This is a genomic window from Hymenobacter aranciens, assembly GCF_030580865.1.
Taxonomy (GTDB): Bacteria; Bacteroidota; Bacteroidia; order Cytophagales; family Hymenobacteraceae; genus Hymenobacter; species Hymenobacter aranciens.
Genome location: NZ_JAUQSY010000021.1, coordinates 1 through 17,136 on the forward strand (window position 1 = coordinate 1; position 17,136 = coordinate 17,136).

General features: G+C 63.5%; 12 protein-coding genes and 1 pseudogene. 2 read left to right on the forward strand and 11 right to left on the reverse strand.

What is annotated here, in order from left to right:
* Positions 1 to 191: 191 nt before the first annotated feature.
* A complete protein-coding gene (locus Q5H93_RS22340; protein ID WP_305008937.1) occupies positions 192 to 647 on the reverse strand; it encodes a hypothetical protein in 456 nt (151 codons plus the stop codon).
* 269 nt (positions 648 to 916) lie between these two features.
* Between Q5H93_RS22340 and Q5H93_RS22345 the strand changes: the two genes are divergently transcribed.
* The gene (locus tag Q5H93_RS22345; protein WP_305008938.1) at positions 917 to 1,156 is read left to right on the forward strand and encodes an HNH endonuclease; all 240 of its coding nucleotides are present in this window, start codon (positions 917 to 919) and stop codon (positions 1,154 to 1,156) included.
* 27 nt (positions 1,157 to 1,183) lie between these two features.
* Positions 1,184 to 2,239: a DUF6687 family protein gene (locus tag Q5H93_RS22350; RefSeq protein WP_305008939.1), complete on the forward strand. Its 1,056-nt coding sequence runs from the start codon at positions 1,184 to 1,186 to the stop codon at positions 2,237 to 2,239.
* Between the two features lies 1 nt (position 2,240).
* Here Q5H93_RS22350 and Q5H93_RS22355 read toward each other — a convergent pair whose 3' ends face one another.
* From Q5H93_RS22355 to Q5H93_RS22395, 10 genes and pseudogenes are all read right to left on the reverse strand, one after another.
* A complete protein-coding gene (locus Q5H93_RS22355; protein WP_305008940.1) occupies positions 2,241 to 5,957 on the reverse strand; it encodes an AAA family ATPase in 3,717 nt (1,238 codons plus the stop codon).
* Between the two features lie 442 nt (positions 5,958 to 6,399).
* Positions 6,400 to 7,641 carry an exonuclease SbcCD subunit D C-terminal domain-containing protein gene (locus Q5H93_RS22360; RefSeq protein WP_305008941.1) on the reverse strand — a complete coding sequence of 414 codons (1,242 nt, stop codon included), beginning with the start codon at positions 7,639 to 7,641 and terminating at the stop codon, positions 6,400 to 6,402.
* A 173-nt stretch (positions 7,642 to 7,814) separates the two neighbouring features.
* Positions 7,815 to 8,360: a riboflavin biosynthesis intermediates N-glycosidase gene (gene ybiA / locus Q5H93_RS22365; RefSeq protein WP_305008942.1), complete on the reverse strand. Its 546-nt coding sequence runs from the start codon at positions 8,358 to 8,360 to the stop codon at positions 7,815 to 7,817.
* A gap of 38 nt (positions 8,361 to 8,398) precedes the next feature.
* Positions 8,399 to 8,929, reverse strand: a complete 531-nt coding sequence (locus Q5H93_RS22370) for a hypothetical protein (RefSeq protein WP_305008943.1) — start codon at positions 8,927 to 8,929, stop codon at positions 8,399 to 8,401.
* A gap of 7 nt (positions 8,930 to 8,936) precedes the next feature.
* Positions 8,937 to 10,316 (reverse strand): MBL fold metallo-hydrolase, encoded by a 1,380-nt coding sequence (locus Q5H93_RS22375; RefSeq protein WP_305008944.1) that lies wholly within the window; start codon positions 10,314 to 10,316, stop codon positions 8,937 to 8,939.
* A gap of 242 nt (positions 10,317 to 10,558) precedes the next feature.
* Complete coding sequence (locus tag Q5H93_RS22380; RefSeq protein WP_305008945.1) at positions 10,559 to 12,115, reverse strand: hypothetical protein; 1,557 nt, start codon at positions 12,113 to 12,115, stop codon at positions 10,559 to 10,561.
* A 68-nt stretch (positions 12,116 to 12,183) separates the two neighbouring features.
* The gene (locus Q5H93_RS22385; protein ID WP_305008946.1) at positions 12,184 to 14,169 is read right to left on the reverse strand and encodes a T9SS type A sorting domain-containing protein; all 1,986 of its coding nucleotides are present in this window, start codon (positions 14,167 to 14,169) and stop codon (positions 12,184 to 12,186) included.
* A gap of 6 nt (positions 14,170 to 14,175) precedes the next feature.
* Entirely contained in the window at positions 14,176 to 15,816 is a 1,641-nt protein-coding gene (locus Q5H93_RS22390) for a hypothetical protein (RefSeq protein WP_305008947.1), read from the reverse strand.
* Positions 15,817 to 16,410: 594 nt separating this feature from the next.
* Positions 16,411 to 16,659, reverse strand: a pseudogene (locus Q5H93_RS24270) (ice-binding family protein); the annotation flags it as partial.
* Positions 16,551 to 16,979: a hypothetical protein gene (locus Q5H93_RS22395; RefSeq protein WP_305008948.1), complete on the reverse strand. Its 429-nt coding sequence runs from the start codon at positions 16,977 to 16,979 to the stop codon at positions 16,551 to 16,553. The gene Q5H93_RS22395 and the pseudogene Q5H93_RS24270, both read right to left, overlap by 109 nt.
* Between the last annotated feature and the right edge of the window lie 157 nt (positions 16,980 to 17,136).

Consider the following 17,136-nt stretch of genomic DNA (forward strand, 5'->3'; position numbering starts at 1 on the left):
GTTAATGGTTAATGGTTAATGGTTAATGGTTAATGGTTAATGGTTAATGGTTAATGGTTAATGGTTAATGGTTAATGTGGGGCTTGATAGCTGGCTTAAACGAAGAAAGCCTGACGCGAGGTCAGGCTTTCTTTACGGAGCGGACATAACCGCAATTAACCGCTAACCATTAATCATTAACCATTAAAAACTTACCGTTGGCCCAGCACCGTGATATCGTTGCCGGTTTCGGGGAAGACGAAGTGGCCGCTGACGGCTTTCTTGCCCGCCACGCGGCATTCCCAGGTGTAGCGGCCGGGGACGGCTTTGGCCGCCTCGCCGCCTTCGGTTTTGAAGTAATCGGGGTCGGACGGCTCGGTGGGGAAGAGGACATCGATGCCGGTCTGGCCTTTTTCGAGCTCTTTGATGAGCAGGTATTCTTTGCCGGTTTTCTCGCTGCGCACCACAAACGTAGCAGTGTAGGGGCCGAGCTGACCGTATTTATCCAGAATGCCGAGCTTGATTTGAGCGGTTGTGCTCACCATCCAGGTTTGGGCCTGGGCCTCGGTGGTAGCGCCGAGAGCAGCCAAAAAAAACAGCAACACAACTACCCGCCCAAGCGGGGCCAACTGCTTGAGTCGGGAAGACCAGAGTAAAGTAGATGTCATCAGCAAAATGGAAAAAAGTGGTGAGTGAGGAAATTGGACTTATCGGAGAGTGTAACCAGTGTTGCTATGCAAGTGCTGCGGCCAAGTTAGGGCTTGCTTGCTGAAAAAGCAACTTGCGCCCACTTTTTTTTGTTAAACAAGCAAATCAGCTACTTCCCAAAGTTGGCTTTTGGCAATATATGGCACGACGACCCAAATCCGGTGTGGCTCCCGCGTGGCCCAGACCGGCAACTTCGCCCGAGACGTATTGTGGGCTTTGTGAGCGGCAGGTGCAGCATACCTCGCGCCACCACCTGGTGCCGCGCGAGGAAGGCGGCCGCTACGGCCCGGTGGTGGATTTGTGCCAGCCCTGCCACAGCAGCGTTCACCGCTTTTTGAGCAACCAGGCGCTGGCCCGGCACTACAATACCGTGGAAGCGCTGCGCCAGGCCGAGGAACTGCAGACGTATCTGAAGTGGATTCGGCGGCAGCGGGTGGAGCGCATCAGCAACCGGCGCGCCCGGCGGTAGCGCCAGGTTTCGCCCGACCTTTGCGCTGTGAAACGAACCTTCGTACCCTTCGCCCAGCTCCGCCAGCAGCCTACTATCATCGTGGATAGCGTGGGTACCGGCGCTGCCCTGACGCTGGCCCACTGGCGCGGCGCCAGCACGCCCGAAGCCCTGCGCGACGATACCAGCGCCGGCTCGGTGCTGCGGGCGCTGCACCAGCCTGCCACGCCCGGCCTGGAAGCAGCGGCCGTGACGGCCAACCACTTCGATGTTGATGGTTTCGTGGGCGTGTGGAGTTTGTTGCATCCGGAACTGGCGCGGCAGCACGAGAAGCTGTTGCGGCTGGTAGCCGTATTAGGCGACTTCCGGGAAATCGACTGGGCGCACCCGCTGGCCGACCACGCGTTGCAGCTGGTGGGCTGGCTCAATGCCGAGGAAAAAGCTCATTTCTACGAGCCCTTCGGCGCACCCGCCCGGCGGCGGCGCGAGGATGAGGCCTCGGTCGAGAAGTTCGAGTGGTTTTTGCCGCGCTTCGCGGCGGTTTTGGAAAATCCTGAGGCGGGCCAAGCGGCGTGGCAGCCGGAATACGAGCGGGTGAAAGCTGCGGCAGCCACTATGCGCGGCCCGGCTACGCAGCTGCGCGATTACCCGGAAATCGGGCTATTGGTGGTGCAAACCCCGGCGCCGCTACCTTATTATGCACTATTCGGACCCACGGCGGGCTTCGATATCGTGCTGAGTATGTACAATAACCAGCGCTACGAGCTGGAATACAAATACACGACGTGGATTGACCTGGCAAGCCGCCCCACGCTGCCGCGCCTGCACCTCGCGCCGCTGGTGGCCCGCCTGAATGAGCTGGAAACCAGCGGCCATAGCTGGGCCGCCGACGGCATCACCGACACCGGCCCGCTACTGCGCCTGAGCGGCCGCAAGCTCAGCAAAGCCGAGCGCTACGCCGACCCCGACGGGCGGCCGATTTATGCGTCGTCCATCGCGCCGGAGGTGCTGGAGCGGGAGGTCGTGGCGTTTTTCCGGCGGGGCTACGCGGGCCTGCTGCCCCGAAAATACTGGACCTGGGCGGAGATAAAAGCTTCTTCCTGAGCTACAATACTGCGCAGCTGGTTTCGTCGCCCATTACGCCCACTACGTGCACGGTGCTGTTGCCGCCCGCGCCGGGCCGCACCCGGATTTGGGTGCTGATACGGTCCTTCAAATCAGCGACGTGCGAGATGACGCCAATCATCTTACCGGAGTGCTGCAGGCGTTCGAGGGCGTCGAGGGCGGTGTTGAGGGCGTCGGGGTCGAGGGTGCCGAAGCCTTCGTCGATAAACAGCGACTCGATGCGGGCCTTGTGACCAGCCAATTCACTTAGGCCCAGGGCCAGGGCCAGGCTTACGAGGAAGCTTTCGCCGCCCGAGAGCGAGGCCATGGGGCGCACGGTGTCGGCCTGGTCGTGGTCGATAATTTGCAGCTCCAGGTTGCGGTTGGGGGTTTTGAGGATGGTGTAGCGGCCGGTGAGCTGGCGCAGGCGCAGGTTGGCCAGCCGGGCCAGGTGGCTGAGCGTTAGGCCTTGGGCAAACTGACTGAACTTGTCGCCCCGCGCCGAGCCGATTTGCTCGCTCAGGTCCTGCCAGCGCTGCTCTTCCTGCTGGCGCAGCTTCAGCTCGCGCTGGCCCTCGGCCTGCTGTTGGCGGGCGTCGTCGTCCTGCTTGAGCTGGTTGCCGATGGCGCCCAGCTTCTGCTGCAGAATGTCGTCGGCCGCCGACAGGGCTTGGAGCTGGGCCGTGAGCTGGGCGGTGGAGTGGGGCGTGAGGGCGGCCTCGGCGTGGCGGTGCTGCTCGGCGCTGAGGTCGGCGAGGCGGCGGGCGGTGGCGGCCTGGGCAGTGAGGTGGCTTTGGCGCCGCTTTTCGAGGCGCTCGGCCTCGGCCGGGGGCAGCAGCAGGGCCTGGGCTTCGGCCACGGTGCTGAGGCCGGCGGCGGCCAATGCCGCAGTCAGGTCGGTCTGCCTTTGGGTATGGGTTGCCTGGTGGGCAGCTAGTTGGACCTGGCGTTCGGCTTGCGCATTCTGGCGGATGGCCAGCTCCTGCTGCTGCTGGGCCAGGTGCGTCTGGGCCTGCGTGAGGGCTTCGGCCAGCTGGCGGGTGGTTTGGTGCAGCTGCTCGGCCTCGGCGCTGGGGTCGGCCCCGGCATAGTGGGTGAAGCGGGCGGCGCGCTGCTGGTCAACCTTCTCCTGCTCGGCTTCCAGGTCGGTGGCGTCGGCGGCCAGCTCGCTGGTTTTTTCAGCTAGCTTTTTCTCATACACCGTATGCTGGCCCTTACGCTCATGTAGTTCTTTTCCCAGTTTTTCCAGCTTACCGGCCTGTTCGTCGTAGTGTTCAGCGCGCTCGCGCAGGGTGGCCAAGATGCCATCGAACACCAGCCGGGCGGGCAGCGCCAGCTGGTGCGGCCGCAGCAGGTCCTGAATGGTTTGCTGAAAAATATCGGCCTGCTCGCGCCAGTGAATCTGCTCCGTGGCAATGGTATTCAGCTCGGTTTCGGTAGCTAGCTGCCGCTCTTCAAGCCGGGGAATTTCTTTTTGGGCGACGGTAGCTGCCTCGACGGCTTTCGTATATTTATCCCGCAGCTCAGCCAGTCGCTCATCAAGCGTAGCCAGGCGGCGGCGGCTGGCTACAGCGCTGGCATGCTGGGCGGTGGCTGCCGCCAGTAGCTCGCGAATAGCCGCCGGGTCGGCCGGTTGGGCGGGGCTGGGGTTGAGAATGGCGGCCAGCTCCGCTGCTTGCTGGCGGGCGACTTCGGCGGCAGCAGTAGCTTCCTGGGCCAGCAGCAGGCGCTGCTGCCGAGCCGTTTGGCGGCGGGTGAGGTCGGTGGTGGCCTCCCGCAGCTCCTGCTCTAAAATTATCAGGGCCTGCTGCTGCTGGGCTTCGCGCTGCTCCTGCTCGGTGGTTTCGGCGGTGAAATCATGGCCGAAAGCGTGCTCCAGCGCGCCGCAGAGGGGGCAGGGCTGGTGGGGCTGCAGCTGCTGGCGGTGGGCGTTGAGGTCGGCCAGGGCCTGCTGGGCGCGCAGCTCGCGCCGGTAGCTTTCCAGCAGGCGCTGGCCGTCGGCGCGGCGGGTTTCGAGGTGGGCCACGGCGGTTTCGGCGGTGGTCAGGGTGGGGGCTTCGCGCTCGGTTTCGGCGGTGAGGGCGGCGGCGCGGGCCTGATTGTCGTGGGCGGCTTCGGCTTTGGGCAATAGCTGCTGCAGGCCTTGCAGATAGGCCGTGATGTCGTCGGCGCGCTGGGCCAGGGCGGCGGGCGTGGTGCCCGCCAGCAGGGCGTCGCGCTCGGTGCGGCAAGGCTGGCCCTCGTCCTTGATTGCCTGCTGCTCGGCTAGGGCGGCTTCGGCCAGGGCCTGCTGCCGCGTCAGGTCGGCGGTAGTGGCTTGCTGGTTTTTGCTTAGCTCGTCGCGGCGCGCTTCGCGGGTGGCTAGCTCCTTTTGGGCAGCTTGCAGGTCAATTATTTCCCGGCTTAGGTTGTTGATTTGGTCACTTAACTTAATCTCGGCGCTGTGGGCCATAAGCCACTGGTCGAGCGCTGTGTTTTCGGTTTGCAGGCCGGCTATTTCCTCGGCTTGCCGGGCCAGGGCGCTTTGCTCCTGCGTCAAGTCCCTCAAGTCTTTCGCGTGCGCCTGGCGCTTCTGCGTCAGCTGCTGCTGACTCACGGCAATGGCGGCGTCCTGCTTGCCGGCTTCTTCCAGCACGGGGCGCAGGCGGGTTTCTTCGGCTACGGCGGCGGCGTGGGTTTCGGTGGCGGTGGTGTGGCGGCTGGTGGCGGCGCGCACGGCCTGCTCCCAGTCGGGCAGGGCAGCTTCCAGCTCTTGCAGCTGCGTTACGTCGCGGGCCAGCTCCTGGGCGGCAGCTTCGGCCAGGGCCAAGGGCGTGGCTACATCTTTGGCCCGCTGGTGGCCGGCCAGACGGGCAAACTCAGGCTGCAGCCGCTCGTCGTCGGCTTGTAGCTGCTCCACTTCACGGGCGGTGTCGCGCAGCTGCTTATCAAGCTGGTCAAGTTGGGTGCGCCAGGTTAGGCACACGTTCAGGTCGCCGTACTCCTCGTGGTGCTGTTCCACCTGCTCGTTAAGCTCGGCAATCTGGGTTTCCAGAGCCGTGCGCTCGTCTGCCGTCAGCAGGCGGGTGGCGGCTAGCTTGGCGCTTAGGAGCTTGGTTTTGAGTTCTTCTTCCTTGGCTTTCTCAAATGCCGCAATTGACAAGCGCGAGTAAATACCCACGTTGGTCATCTTCTCCAGTAGGGCGCTGCGCTCCTTTTCCGGCGCGTGCAGAAACCGCGCAAACTTACCCTGACTGAGCAGAATGGCCTGCTCGAACTGCCCGAAGTCCAGCCCCGACAACTCGCTCACCCGCGCCGGCACCGCTTCCTTGCCGCTCACCACCGCCTCACCCGACGGACTCACCACCAGCGTCATGGCATCCTGGTTCAGCCCGCCCTTGTCGGTGCCGCGGGTCTTGCGCTTCACCTCCCAGCGCGAGCGGTAGCGCACGCGGGTGGTGGCGCCGGTATCGGCATCGGTGGCGTACACTTCAAACTCTACTTCCGAAAACGCCTCATTAGCGTGGCGGCTCACCATCTCGCCCACCTGCCGGTCGTGGCGCGGCACCCGGCCGTAGAGGCCCACTGCAATGGCATCGAGCAGGGTGCTCTTGCCCGCCCCCGTGGGCCCGGTGATGGCAAACAAGCCGGTATCAGCCAGCGGGGTAGTGTCGAAACGAATAAGGTAGGGTCCGGGCAGCGAGTTGAGGTTGGCGAAGCGGATGCTGATAATTTTCATGCTAACTAATTTCCTGCAATACTCCCCGAAGATACGACAGGGGGCGGCCCGGCTACAATGGCTGCCTGGGCCGCAACCGGTGCCGGCCTCACACCATTTTGCCCGGCGTAACATTAGGTGAGGTGCTAACTAACCTCACACCTTTTCGAGTCAAGCAAAATTGCGTGAGGTACCGGGCGACCTCACACAATTTTGTGCCCGTCAAAATCCTGTGAGGTCGTTCTTATTCGCGGACTACAGAACTCAAGCGGCGGAATAGCCGCGAAGCGGCGACATGTTGGTAGTTGTAACGGAAAGCAGAAGTAACCAGAGCCGCAAAGCGGCGGCACTTTCACTAGGCAGTAGTGCCGCCGCTTTGCGGCTCCCCAACGTCTGGGCTTGATTATTACCAACGTGCCGCTGCTTCGCGGCTACGCCGCAACGTAGGTTTCGCAAAGCCGAACTACTCCTGCCCGCCCCAGGCGGCTGGGTCGGCTTCCGATAGTAATTGCCGCAACTCGCCGAACGTGCTGGTGAGCGCCGCCGCCCGCTCCGGCGGCAGGCCGGCCACGCGGCGGGCAAACACTTCTTCCACCGTCAGGTCGCTCAGCATTTGCAAGGGGGCCATTGCCGCCGCCAAATCCACTACTTCCGTCACGCGCTGGTGGCGCACGCCGCGGGGGGCCAGCAGCTGGCCTTTCTGCAGGTTCAGGGCGGCTTTCACCCGGGTCTGGACTTCGCCGGGCGTTTCGTCGGATTGCACCAGCACGTCGGCCCAGGCCACCAGCGGGAAGGCCGAGTTGTCGTAGGCAATGATTTCGCGCTCTACCTCTTCCAGCGAGCCGTGGAAGCGCTGCAGCCGGCGGCTCACCGGCACCGGCAGCGGCGTGATAACGGGCGGTGTGCCGGCCCCCGCAAAGTCCAGCAGCAGCACCTGCTGCCGGTCATCGGCTTCGGTGAACGACAGCGGCACCGGCGAGCCCGAGTAGCGGATGTGCGCCCGCCCGCCCACCACCTGCGGGCGATGCAGGTGGCCCAGCGCCACGTAGTCAAAGGCGGCCGGGAAGTGCTCGGCCCCCACCAGCCCCAGCCCGCCGATGTGCACGTCGCGCTCGGCGCCTTCGCGGGCCTCGCCGCCGGCGGCGTAGAGGTGGCCGGTGGCCAGCACCGGCCGGTCCTGCTCGCGCAGGCGGCGCAGGGCGTCGTGGTCGGCCAGGGCGGCGTAGTGCCCGGCAATGCTTTCGCGGATGCGGAGCTGGCGCTCGTCGGGCGTTTCGCCGGCCACGGCCAGGCGGATGTCGCGGTCGCGCAGGAAGGGCACGGCGGCTACGGCCAGGCCGGGCAGACTGATTATCTGCTCGCCGGGGTCGGTGGGCACGCCGCCCACTACGTGAATGCGGAGCTGCCGCAGCAGCTGCCGCGAGGCGTTGAGCAGGCTGGGCGAGTCGTGGTTGCCGCCCACCACCACGATGTCGCGGCAGCTGGTGGCCTGCATCCTCACCAGGAAGGTGTAGTATAGCTCCTGCGCCGCGTGCGAGGGCGAGGTGGTGTCGAACACGTCACCGGCAATGACCAGCGCGTCCACGCCGTAGGTTTGCACGGCCGTTAGCAGCCAGTCGAGAAACAGCTGCTGCTCGGTGAGGCGCTCCTGGCCGGTGAGGAAGTGCTGGCCGAGGTGCCAGTCGGCGGTGTGAAGGACGCGCACGGGGGGGTAGAGGGAAGCGTTGGGGGATTTACTCAAAGTTACGGCCGAAACCTCACCCCCTGACCCCCTCTCCAAAAGAGAGGGGGCACCGGTCCTGCACCTATCGAGAGTCGTTCGGCTCCCCCTCTCTTTTGGAGAGGGGGCCGGGGGGTGAGGTTGAACGCGGAGGGCGACTACCGCAGCCTATCCCGCACCTCCATCAGCGCAAAGCCCAGCAGGTTGAGCCCGTCCCAGCGGCGCGGGTCGGCGGCGCGCTCGTCATCCGCCACCAGCCCGATGCCCCAGATGCGGTCCACGGGGCTGGCTTCTACCAGCACGCGGTTGTTGGTATTCAGCAGGAACTCCCGCAGCTCGGGGTGTTGACTGAACTTCGCGAAGTTGCCGCGCACCACGATGGCCATGCGCTTGGCAGTCCACGCCGCGTCGTCGAAGCCGCGCACCTGGCGGCCCAGGCTCTTGGCCTCGGCCGGGGTTTTGGCGGCGATGATGCGCTGGAATACGTCTTCGTTGTCAAACAGCCGGGCCTTCTGCGCCATCATCCAGTGCTCGGCCGTGGCGTAGCTTACGCCGTCAATCACAAACGGCGCCACCCACCACTGGCTGAAGCAGCTGGCGGTGATGTCGCCGCTCTTGCTGCGCTGGTGGCCCCAGAAATAGAGGTATTTCGGGCGCTGGCCGCTGTCAATGACTGTGAGGAGCCAGTCTAGGGTGTAGGTCATGGTAACGTTTATGGGAATGCGAGGCCATTCATTCCTGACTATCCATTACTACTATCCGGGTAGAACTCCTTACTGGCTTCGTAATGAAGCAAGGCGTCTTTCAGGGTAGGAAGCACAAAAAGGGCCGGGGCAATTTCAGTGCAGCCCAGCGTGTCAAAGATGAACTGCAGGTCTGGGCTTATACCACAAAAAATAATGGGTTTGCCTTTGAGCGTCTTATAGGTCTGATTAAGTAGGTGGTATTCACAGCTGCAATGACCAGCCCACTTTAACAGACTGAAATCGATGATGAGTTGCTTCGCTTCAAATAAGGTTTCTCTGGTTGAAGCCAGTTCCGCATCCTTATGAATCAGGCCCCACACAAAGCCATACTCAATAATGTCATGTGACTCACCCGCTGCTAAAATGGCAACTTCACCTTGCAAGGTTGTTGTCCACTGATTGCGAGACACGACACTCCCTGTTGATGCAGGGAGTGTCGTGTTTTTGTGTGGCAAAATGCGCTGACGGCTAATAAATAGAATCAGCGCGGCCGTAATAAAAACAATTATTGCCAGCGCTGACCCCATAGTTGCATTAATGCACCGCCGCCTTCTGAAACTCCGTAATCGCCTCGCCCAAATCCAGTACCTCCGCGCCCGGCAGGGCGGCCTGCACGATGCTGGCCCCGGCGGCCGAGCGGTAGCCGCCGGCGCAGTGAATGAGCACCGGCTTGCCGGTGGGAATCTCGTGGGCGCGCTCGCGCAGCTCGGGCAGCGGAATCACCAGGGCGTTGTCGAACACCTGGTTTTTGGCCTCGGCGCGGTTGCGGATGTCCACGATGGTGAACTGCCCGGGGTGCTCGCGCACGGCCGGCACATCCACGGTGGGGGCGGTGGCGGGGAGCTGGCTGGGCACCAGCAGGGCGCCCTTGATGTTGCCCTCGTAGCCGATTTTGGCGGTTTTGCGCACCACGGTGTCCAGGGCAATCTGCGAGTCGGCGAGCAGGTAGAAGGGCTCGGTGGGGCCCACCACCGAGCCCAACCAGGTTTCGAACTTGCCGCCGTCCTGCAGGTTGATGGCGCCGGGCAGGTGGCCGGCGCGGAACCGGGCCGCCGGGCGGGTGTCGATGACGAGCACACCGGCTTCGAGCGGGGCGCTGGGGCTGGGGTGCGGCACGGCCCGGATGCTGTCTTCGAAGCCGCGGGCGCCCTGCTTGTTCAGCTTCACGTCGTGGCCGAAGTACTTGGGCACGAAGGGCTGGTCTTCGAGCAGCACGCGGATGAACTCGTCCTGCGCCATCGGCTGGAGGGCGTAGTTGGTTTTGAGCTCCTTGGCGATGGTCGAGTCGAGGTCGGGGCTGGTGGTTTTGCCGCAGAGGCTGCCGGGGCCGTGCGCGGGGTACACCTTGGTGGTGCCGGGCAGGGTCATGAGCTTCTGGCGGGTGCTGTGGTAGAGCTGGGCGGCCAGGGCCTCGCGGGCGTGGCCGCCGATGGCCTCGTCCTCGCGCAGGTCGGGCCGGCCCACGTCGCCCACGAAGAGCGTGTCGCCGGTAAACACGGCGCGGGTCTGGGCCAGGTCGTCCAGCAGCAGCACGCTGATGCTGTCGGGCGAGTGGCCGGGGGTGTTGAGGGCGTGCAGCTCCACGGTACCCAGCACGATGCGGTCGCCGTCGTCGAAGCCTTTGTGGGGGTATTTGGCGCCCACCAGCTTGCTGCAGTAGATGGTAGCGTTAGTTTCCTCCGCGATTTCCAGGTGCGACGACACGAAATCGGCGTGCGGGTGCGTCTCAATCACGGCCACGATGCGGGCTTCGTGCTCGTCGGCGAAGTCGTAGTAGGGCTGGGGGTCGCGGCCGGGGTCGATGATGGCGACCTTGTGGCCGCAGCGCACGGCGTAGCTGGCGTGGGCCAGGCCCTTGTCGTAAAACTGCTGAATCTGCACGGCCGAGGCCGTGCTACTGGGAAGGGGAGGCATCTGAGGGAGAATTAGGTGAGCGCCCGGCCAGGCCCGGCGCGTAGGCCAAATATAAGCGGCGGGCTTCAGAAACGCTTGGGTGAGGCGAATGTTTTAGGCGGTACCAATCGGCGCGGCCGGTGAACCTCACCCCCTGACCCCCGAAGAATGCTTAATGCGCATTCCCAAAAAAGAGGGGGCACCGGTTATGTGCGGATAAGAATCGTCAGGCTCCCTTCTTTTATTGAAGAGTGGGGCTGGCGCTAGGGCTGCACGAGCAGGCGCTGGGTGAGCGTGGGCCCTTGCGTGGGCACGAGGCGCACGAGGTAGAGGCTGGGAGCCAGCCCGGGCAGCAGCAGCGAGCCGGAGCGCGGCCCGGGGGGCAGCGGGTGGCGCTGCATCAGGCGGCCCAGCACATCCGTCACCAGCAGCGTGCCGCCGCTCGTGCCGGGCGGGAGTTGGTAGTGAGCGGCCGTGGGGGCGGTAGTGGTGCCGGGGGTAGGGTAGAGGCGCAGGGAGGCCCCGCCCGCCTGGGTGGCGGGGCGGCCGGTGGCCAGGGGTGTTTGGCGAAAGTCCCAGCGGGCCAGGTAGCCCTGGGTGACGCCGACGCCGGTGCCGGCCTGCGTACTCTGGCCGCAGAGCACGAGGGTGCCGTCGCCCAGCCACTGCCAGTCGAAGACGCGGATGCCGGTCTGGCTGGGGCTGGGCAGGGTATAGCGGGAAAGCCGTTGGCCCGTCGTCAGGTCGATTTGGACCAGGCGCAACGTGGGGCTGAACGAGCCCTGGCTACTGCGCACGTTCAGGTCACGCACAAGCAGGGCGGCCGAGCCGTCGGGCAGCAGGCGCACGCGGTTGGCATCCTGGCTGAGCTGGCCGTCGAGGGCGGGGGGGTGGGCGTAGACCCAGGTCACGTTGAGGGCCGTGTCGAGGCGCATGAGGTAGGCCCGGCCATAGTGCAGGCCAGGGCCGGGCGTCGAGTCGGCCATGCCCGAGGCCAGGTAGCCCTGCGCGTTGGGCAGGGCCAGCAGGTTTGTCCAGGTAGAAAAGCGGTAGCCGTTGTTGAAGTTGGGACCCAGCGGATAGATGAGGCGCTGTTTTAACTGGTTGCCCAAGCTATCCGTTTCCAAAAATAGGTGTTGGAAGCCAGCAGACAACTGCCCATCACCGGAAATGAGATAGCCGCCTTTTGGAGTGCGCACTAAGTCAGTCGGATAGTCGTTGGCAAAGGGCGGACGGTCGTAGGCGTGGCGCCAGCGCACCTGCCCGGAAGCCGTGTCCACACTGGTCAGGGTGTAGCGCCGGATTTGCAGGTTGGCTCCCCTGGTGACTTCGTAGCCCGCCACGAGCAGGCGGCGGCCGTCTTCGAGTACGGCCGTGGCGCTGTGCTCTGGAGGAACGGGGGCCAGCATTGGCCAGGCGGGCAGCGTGTCGCCGTGCAGCGTCAGGCGTTGTACGTAGGAGCCTTCCGATATGGGGGCAGCACACACGGGCTGCGTACCAGCCCACCAGTAGCGGCTGCCCGTACCTTGCTGCAGGGCCTGTGGATTCTCAGCTTGTCGGCGGCCCAACTGCTCACGCACCAGTTGGCCGTTCAGGTCATACAGACTGAACACCTGCTGCCAGCCCTGGCAGGGGCTCAGGCCCAGGGGCCGGGTGTAGCCCGGCACGAGCAGCCGCCCCTGCGGCGTGAGCGAACAATACACCAGGTAGGTGTTCTGGGCACCGGGCGGATTGTAGATGCGCTCCCACAACAGTTGCTGTGCCCCGCCCACGAACGGCAACGCCCACAGCAAGAACAGCCAAAGTAGACGGAACGTCATATGAACTAGTCGAAAAAGTGCCTAAGGGGTGGCCCGCTCCCACGCGGGAGCAGGCCACCCGCTCTAAGTTAGTGAACAACGACGAGTTTGGTCGTCGCCAGCGGCTGGCCGTTGGGGCCCACCAGGCGGGCGGCGTACACGCCGGGGGGCAGAGCCGCCACATTTAGCTCCAGGCTAAGCTGGGCGGGCGCCACGGGCTGGGCGTGGGCTATCTGACCGTTGCCCACGGCCACCAGTTCCAGGCGGGCTGCGGTGGGGCACGGCTGGCTCCAACTCACCTGCACCGTTTCGTGGGCCGGGTTGGGGGCTACGCTCAACCGCAGCTTTTCGGTATGAGTAGTGGGGTGAGCTGCGGCCAGCAGGCGGGCCGCCGGCGGCGGGGGCGGAGTGCCCTGGCAGGTCACGCCGGGGTAGTAGTAGCGTAGCGTGGTGCAGGCCACGGCGGCGTAGCTGGTAGCCGAGGCCGCCACGGTGGCCAGGGTGGCGCTATCGGCGGCGGTAGGCCGCTGACCGGGCCGCAGGTGGCGCAGCTGCTCACTCACGTCGAAGTACGCAATGCGCTGGCGCAGGTCGGGGTTGGCACCGCGCCAGCTCAGCAGGTCCGTCCGCAGCCGTTGGACATCGGCCGGCTGTTGGAGGCGACGGTAGGTTTCGAGCAGGTACAGGCCCAGGCGCTCGTAGGCGGCGTCGTTGCTCAACGGCAGCGTGGCCGTGAAGGCATCCAGAGTGGCCCACTGCTCCTGGGCGGCGTAGTAGGCGATGATGCGCCGCTCGTACTGGCGCAGCTGCTGCGGGCTACCGGTCTGGGTCAGCAACTGCTGCTGCCAGTGCTCCACGGTGGTAATCGGTACGGGCGGGGCCGCCCGCAGGCCGTACTGATGGCCTCGCGAGTTGCAGTCAAGATACCCGCTAGAGCTGTAAAGAACGTTCAGAAGAGGTCCTGTCACCAACTCCTGCGGGTGAGCGTAATAATCAATGCTCACGCCACTGCCATTAATCACCGAAGCCGCGTTGACGCTGTAGTTGTTGCCACAGGGCTCATCGTTAGTCCCCAGGTAGCCTACGTCGGCCCCGTTTTCCAGCACGATACCGTAATCGCTGCCCTCGATTTGGTTACAGGCCACGGTGGGGGCGTAGATGTCGTCCCGCAAGGCCACGGCCTCTTCGCAGTCGTTGAAGAGGTTGTTGGCCACGGCGCGGCTAACGTCCAGCTGGGCCGTGGCATCCTGTAGGCGCACCCCCGTGTCGAGGGTCGTAAAGACGTTGTGGTGCTCGATGCTGGTGCGCTCGAAGCACAGGTAGCCACCGAGGCCGACGAGCCGCTTTTGCGGCGAGTTGCCGCGCGACAGCCCCGTCACGTCGTTGCCGGTCACGTAGAGCTCGCTGCCTGTCGGCTGCTCCAGGCCCATGCCCATGAGCTCGATGCCCATTACCTCCGCATCGGGCGGCACCTGGCCTTCCGGGAACGGATTGTCGGGCACCGTTACCTCGTTTTCCTCCACGCGCAGGTAGCCGATGAGCTGTCCTTCATCGGGCGCGCCCACCCGAATGGCGGTGCCGTAGCAATGGTCCAGCACGTTGTAGTCAAACACGATGCCCTCGCCGGCCAGCTCGGCCCCCGCATACAGCTCGTGAAACGCATTGCTGCGGTAGGGAATGCCGGCGTGGCCGTCGCCGCGCAGCACCAGGCCCGCATTGCCGTAGTTGCCGTCGGGGCTGCCCGGGTTCTCCATCGATGTATTCTCGGGGACCAGGCGCTGGGTATGGTCGCTGTAAAACTGGCAGTATTCGATGCGGCAGTTGGCGGCCATCGCCGGGTCGTTGCCCCACACGGCCACGCCGTAGGTGTTGTTATAAAAGTCGGTATCGCTCAGGTCGTAGCTGGCCTCGGTGCTGCGGCACGAGGTGCCCACCAGCACCCCTACGGCGGCCTCGCTGATGCGGCTCGGACCGTTGTCGTATAGGGTGACGATGCGCCCGTTATCGACCAGCTCTACGCCGCCCCACATAGCATCGCAGGTCGAGGTAAGCGTGGCCCCCTGTAGTTGCAGCACGGCATCCTAGCCTACAAACAGGTGTAGATAATGGTCGCCATCCAGCAGGTCGGGGTAGCATTGGGTGCCGCGCTGCACAAACGGGTAGCCCGGCCGGCCGCCATCGACGTAGAAGACGGTGCCCGGCATGAGGATAAATTCGCCGTTCATAAACTCCACCGGCCCCACCACATGGTAGCTGCCGTCAAATATAACCTGCCCCCCTTGGCCGTCGATAATCGTGACATCGTTCCAATTGCCGGCTTCGCCCAACTCATCATCCGGGCCGACGGGGTTCCTATAGTCTCCGTTGTTGGCGTATGGATGCGAGCAGGCATTGGGGCAGGGCTGCCCCCCGTTAATGGTGATGGTGGTTTGCCCCGCTGTCAACAATTGGTTTAGGCTCGGGATAGCCACCATCAGGGTATAGGTGGTGCTGGGGGCAGTGGGCGTCACGGTGGGGTTGAGTCCACTAATGGTCGTACCGCCCACCGTCCAGAAGAATGTGGCGCCCGATATAGTGGTCCCCATACAAGTGGTCCCCAGTATGGTCGAAGCGCCGCAGACGATGTTTTGGTTGGCCCCGGCCCGGGGCGCTACGTACACGGTGCTGGAGGCGGTATAGGTGCGGCTGCGACCCGGCAGGCTAATGCTCACGGAGAAAGTAGTAGGTACCGTGGGGGATGCCGTAACGGTATTGTTCTGGGTCACGGGGGCGGGGCTGATGCTTGGGCTCGTGGTCCAGTTGTACACTATGCCCGATGCACTTGGGGCACCTGATGAGCACAGCACGCTCAGCGTAGCTGGCTGGCCACAGTTCACCAGTAGGGTGCTGGGCAGCGTGGGCTCGGTGATAGTGATGGTGGTGAGCGACGTATAGGGCAGGCCGTTCACGGTGGTGGTCAGCCTATACGTGGTGGTGTAGTCCGGCTGCACCGTTATGCTGGGAAGGATTCGTTCGCTGGGCGTCAGGGTGGGAAGGGGGCCGGGGGCAGCGCTGCTCACTATCTCCCAGAGGTAGGTGGCTCCGGTTTGGGGCGGCATGGCGCAGGTGCCGAGCGGCGTGGGCGGGGCGTAGGCGCAGAAGGTGTGGTTCGGACCGGCCTCGGTGAGGGGGACGAGGAGGACGTTGTCGATGTAGTAGGTGGCATGCCAGTTGCGCTGGTTCTCAATTTCCGTGCGGAAACCGAGGTTGCCTAGTCGGTACTGCTCTTTGTCCGGTTCTGGGTGAGGAGAGGTATTAGCAGGGAGCGGTATCTGCGAGTTACGGATGTAAGCCGGACTCGAATACTCCGAAGCTGTCATCACCGAGAAATCACCAATCATTAGGTGTTGCTCGGGGGCGGCGGAGGTGGTAAATACACCGCCGATACGTTGCCAGTTTCCGTAACTGTTATTGGGTGCACCTTCTATCACGCTCGAAATAGCAGTGCGGCTGGGCGTAGCCGAACACAGCGCTAAACCCAGGCTCTTGGCAGTATGTCCACTATTGGGCGAAATGGTATTGTAGAACTCGGCATAATACCGTCGATTGGGTTCTACGCTGTTGCCGTTGCCCAACTGCTGGTACAGATAGTCGCGCGAAGCAGGAGCCCCACCGGTCGAAACCCCACCAGCAACTAGGGCACGGTAGCCGCTGCCAGTAAGGGCTATACTATGCTGTGCCATCGCTGACAATCCTGGTGCTGTTGCAAATATGGGGTAGTAGAAGCTCTGAACAGGGCCATTAGGTCCGCTGGGATAAACGTAAAAACCACCATAGGAATTGAGAAAGTTGTTCGGTACTCCCAATCCTCTCCACGCCTGATTCTGAACGACGCCATAGAGCGAACTGTTGTTCTCACTCGCACAAGCATGGAATAGGCTGCGGCGGCCGCTACTCTGACTCTGGGTATAGAATTGTCCAACTGGTACTAGCGCACCATTAAAAGATTGCTGCCAGGCAACACTCCAGTAAGAATTGACAAGCGGTTGCGGAGCAGATTCGTTCGGGCAGAAAGGATAACACTCAAAGCTGCCATCCTGTACCAGGTTGCAGTAACCGCTTTGCGGTATATAGGTAATGGGTGGTTGCACCGTAGGCGGGTCGTCGTCGTTGCCTGGTCCAGGGATGAGCGCAACGAACAAGTTGCCTTCCCCCGCATTTAGCAGATTAGTCAGGCCGATGCCAGCTAACGATAAAACGGAACGCCGGCCTACCTGCGTACCCTGTGCACTCACCGCACCCCCGGCCATCAGTACGCCTGATACCTTGGCCAGCGAGGCCAAGCTAAGCTGCTGCCCGATGTTCCAGAATACCTTGCGGGCCAGCACCCCCTGTAGGCGTACCCGGCTGTTGCTGGCAAAGCTCAGATTGCCACTGACGTTAAGGATAATCACCGTGCTGGTATCGCCCACCAGCGTCAATGAATCGCCGCCGGCCAGCGTAGCATTGCCCGTGAGGCTATATACCCCCCCCCGAATTGTTGCCCCGTCAGGGTCGTGATGGTGGTACCGCTCAGGTTGCTGCAATAGCTGCGCGCCGCCGCCAAATCAGTCAGCGCCTGCCCGACGTTGCCGCCGCCCAGCGCAAAGGCCGTATCGCTGACGTACAGCGCCGGGATGTGCAGGCTGTCGGTGGCTCCTATCCGGCCCAGGGCCTGCACTACGCAGTTGGCCTGAATGTCGCCACCACTCAGCAGCGCATATTGAGCCGCCGCGCCAAGCGGCACTTGCGGCGGCCCAGGCAGGGTATTGCTCTGGGCTGCCGCTAGCTGCGGGCTCAGGCCCAGCAGCCAGGCCAGCAGGCCCAGCCATGCGCCGATAAAAGGATGAAGTAGAGTTCTTCGCATTGTGAAAAAGTGAAAAAGGTGGATGATGGCGTAAACATATCGAATTGAATTGGCAAAGCCGCTACACCCTATCAAATTAATTTTCAGTTAAGAGGCTTCCACTGCTACCCGTGAGCAACAGCGTCTGCATCTCCACGGGCAGGCTCGTGCGCCGCTA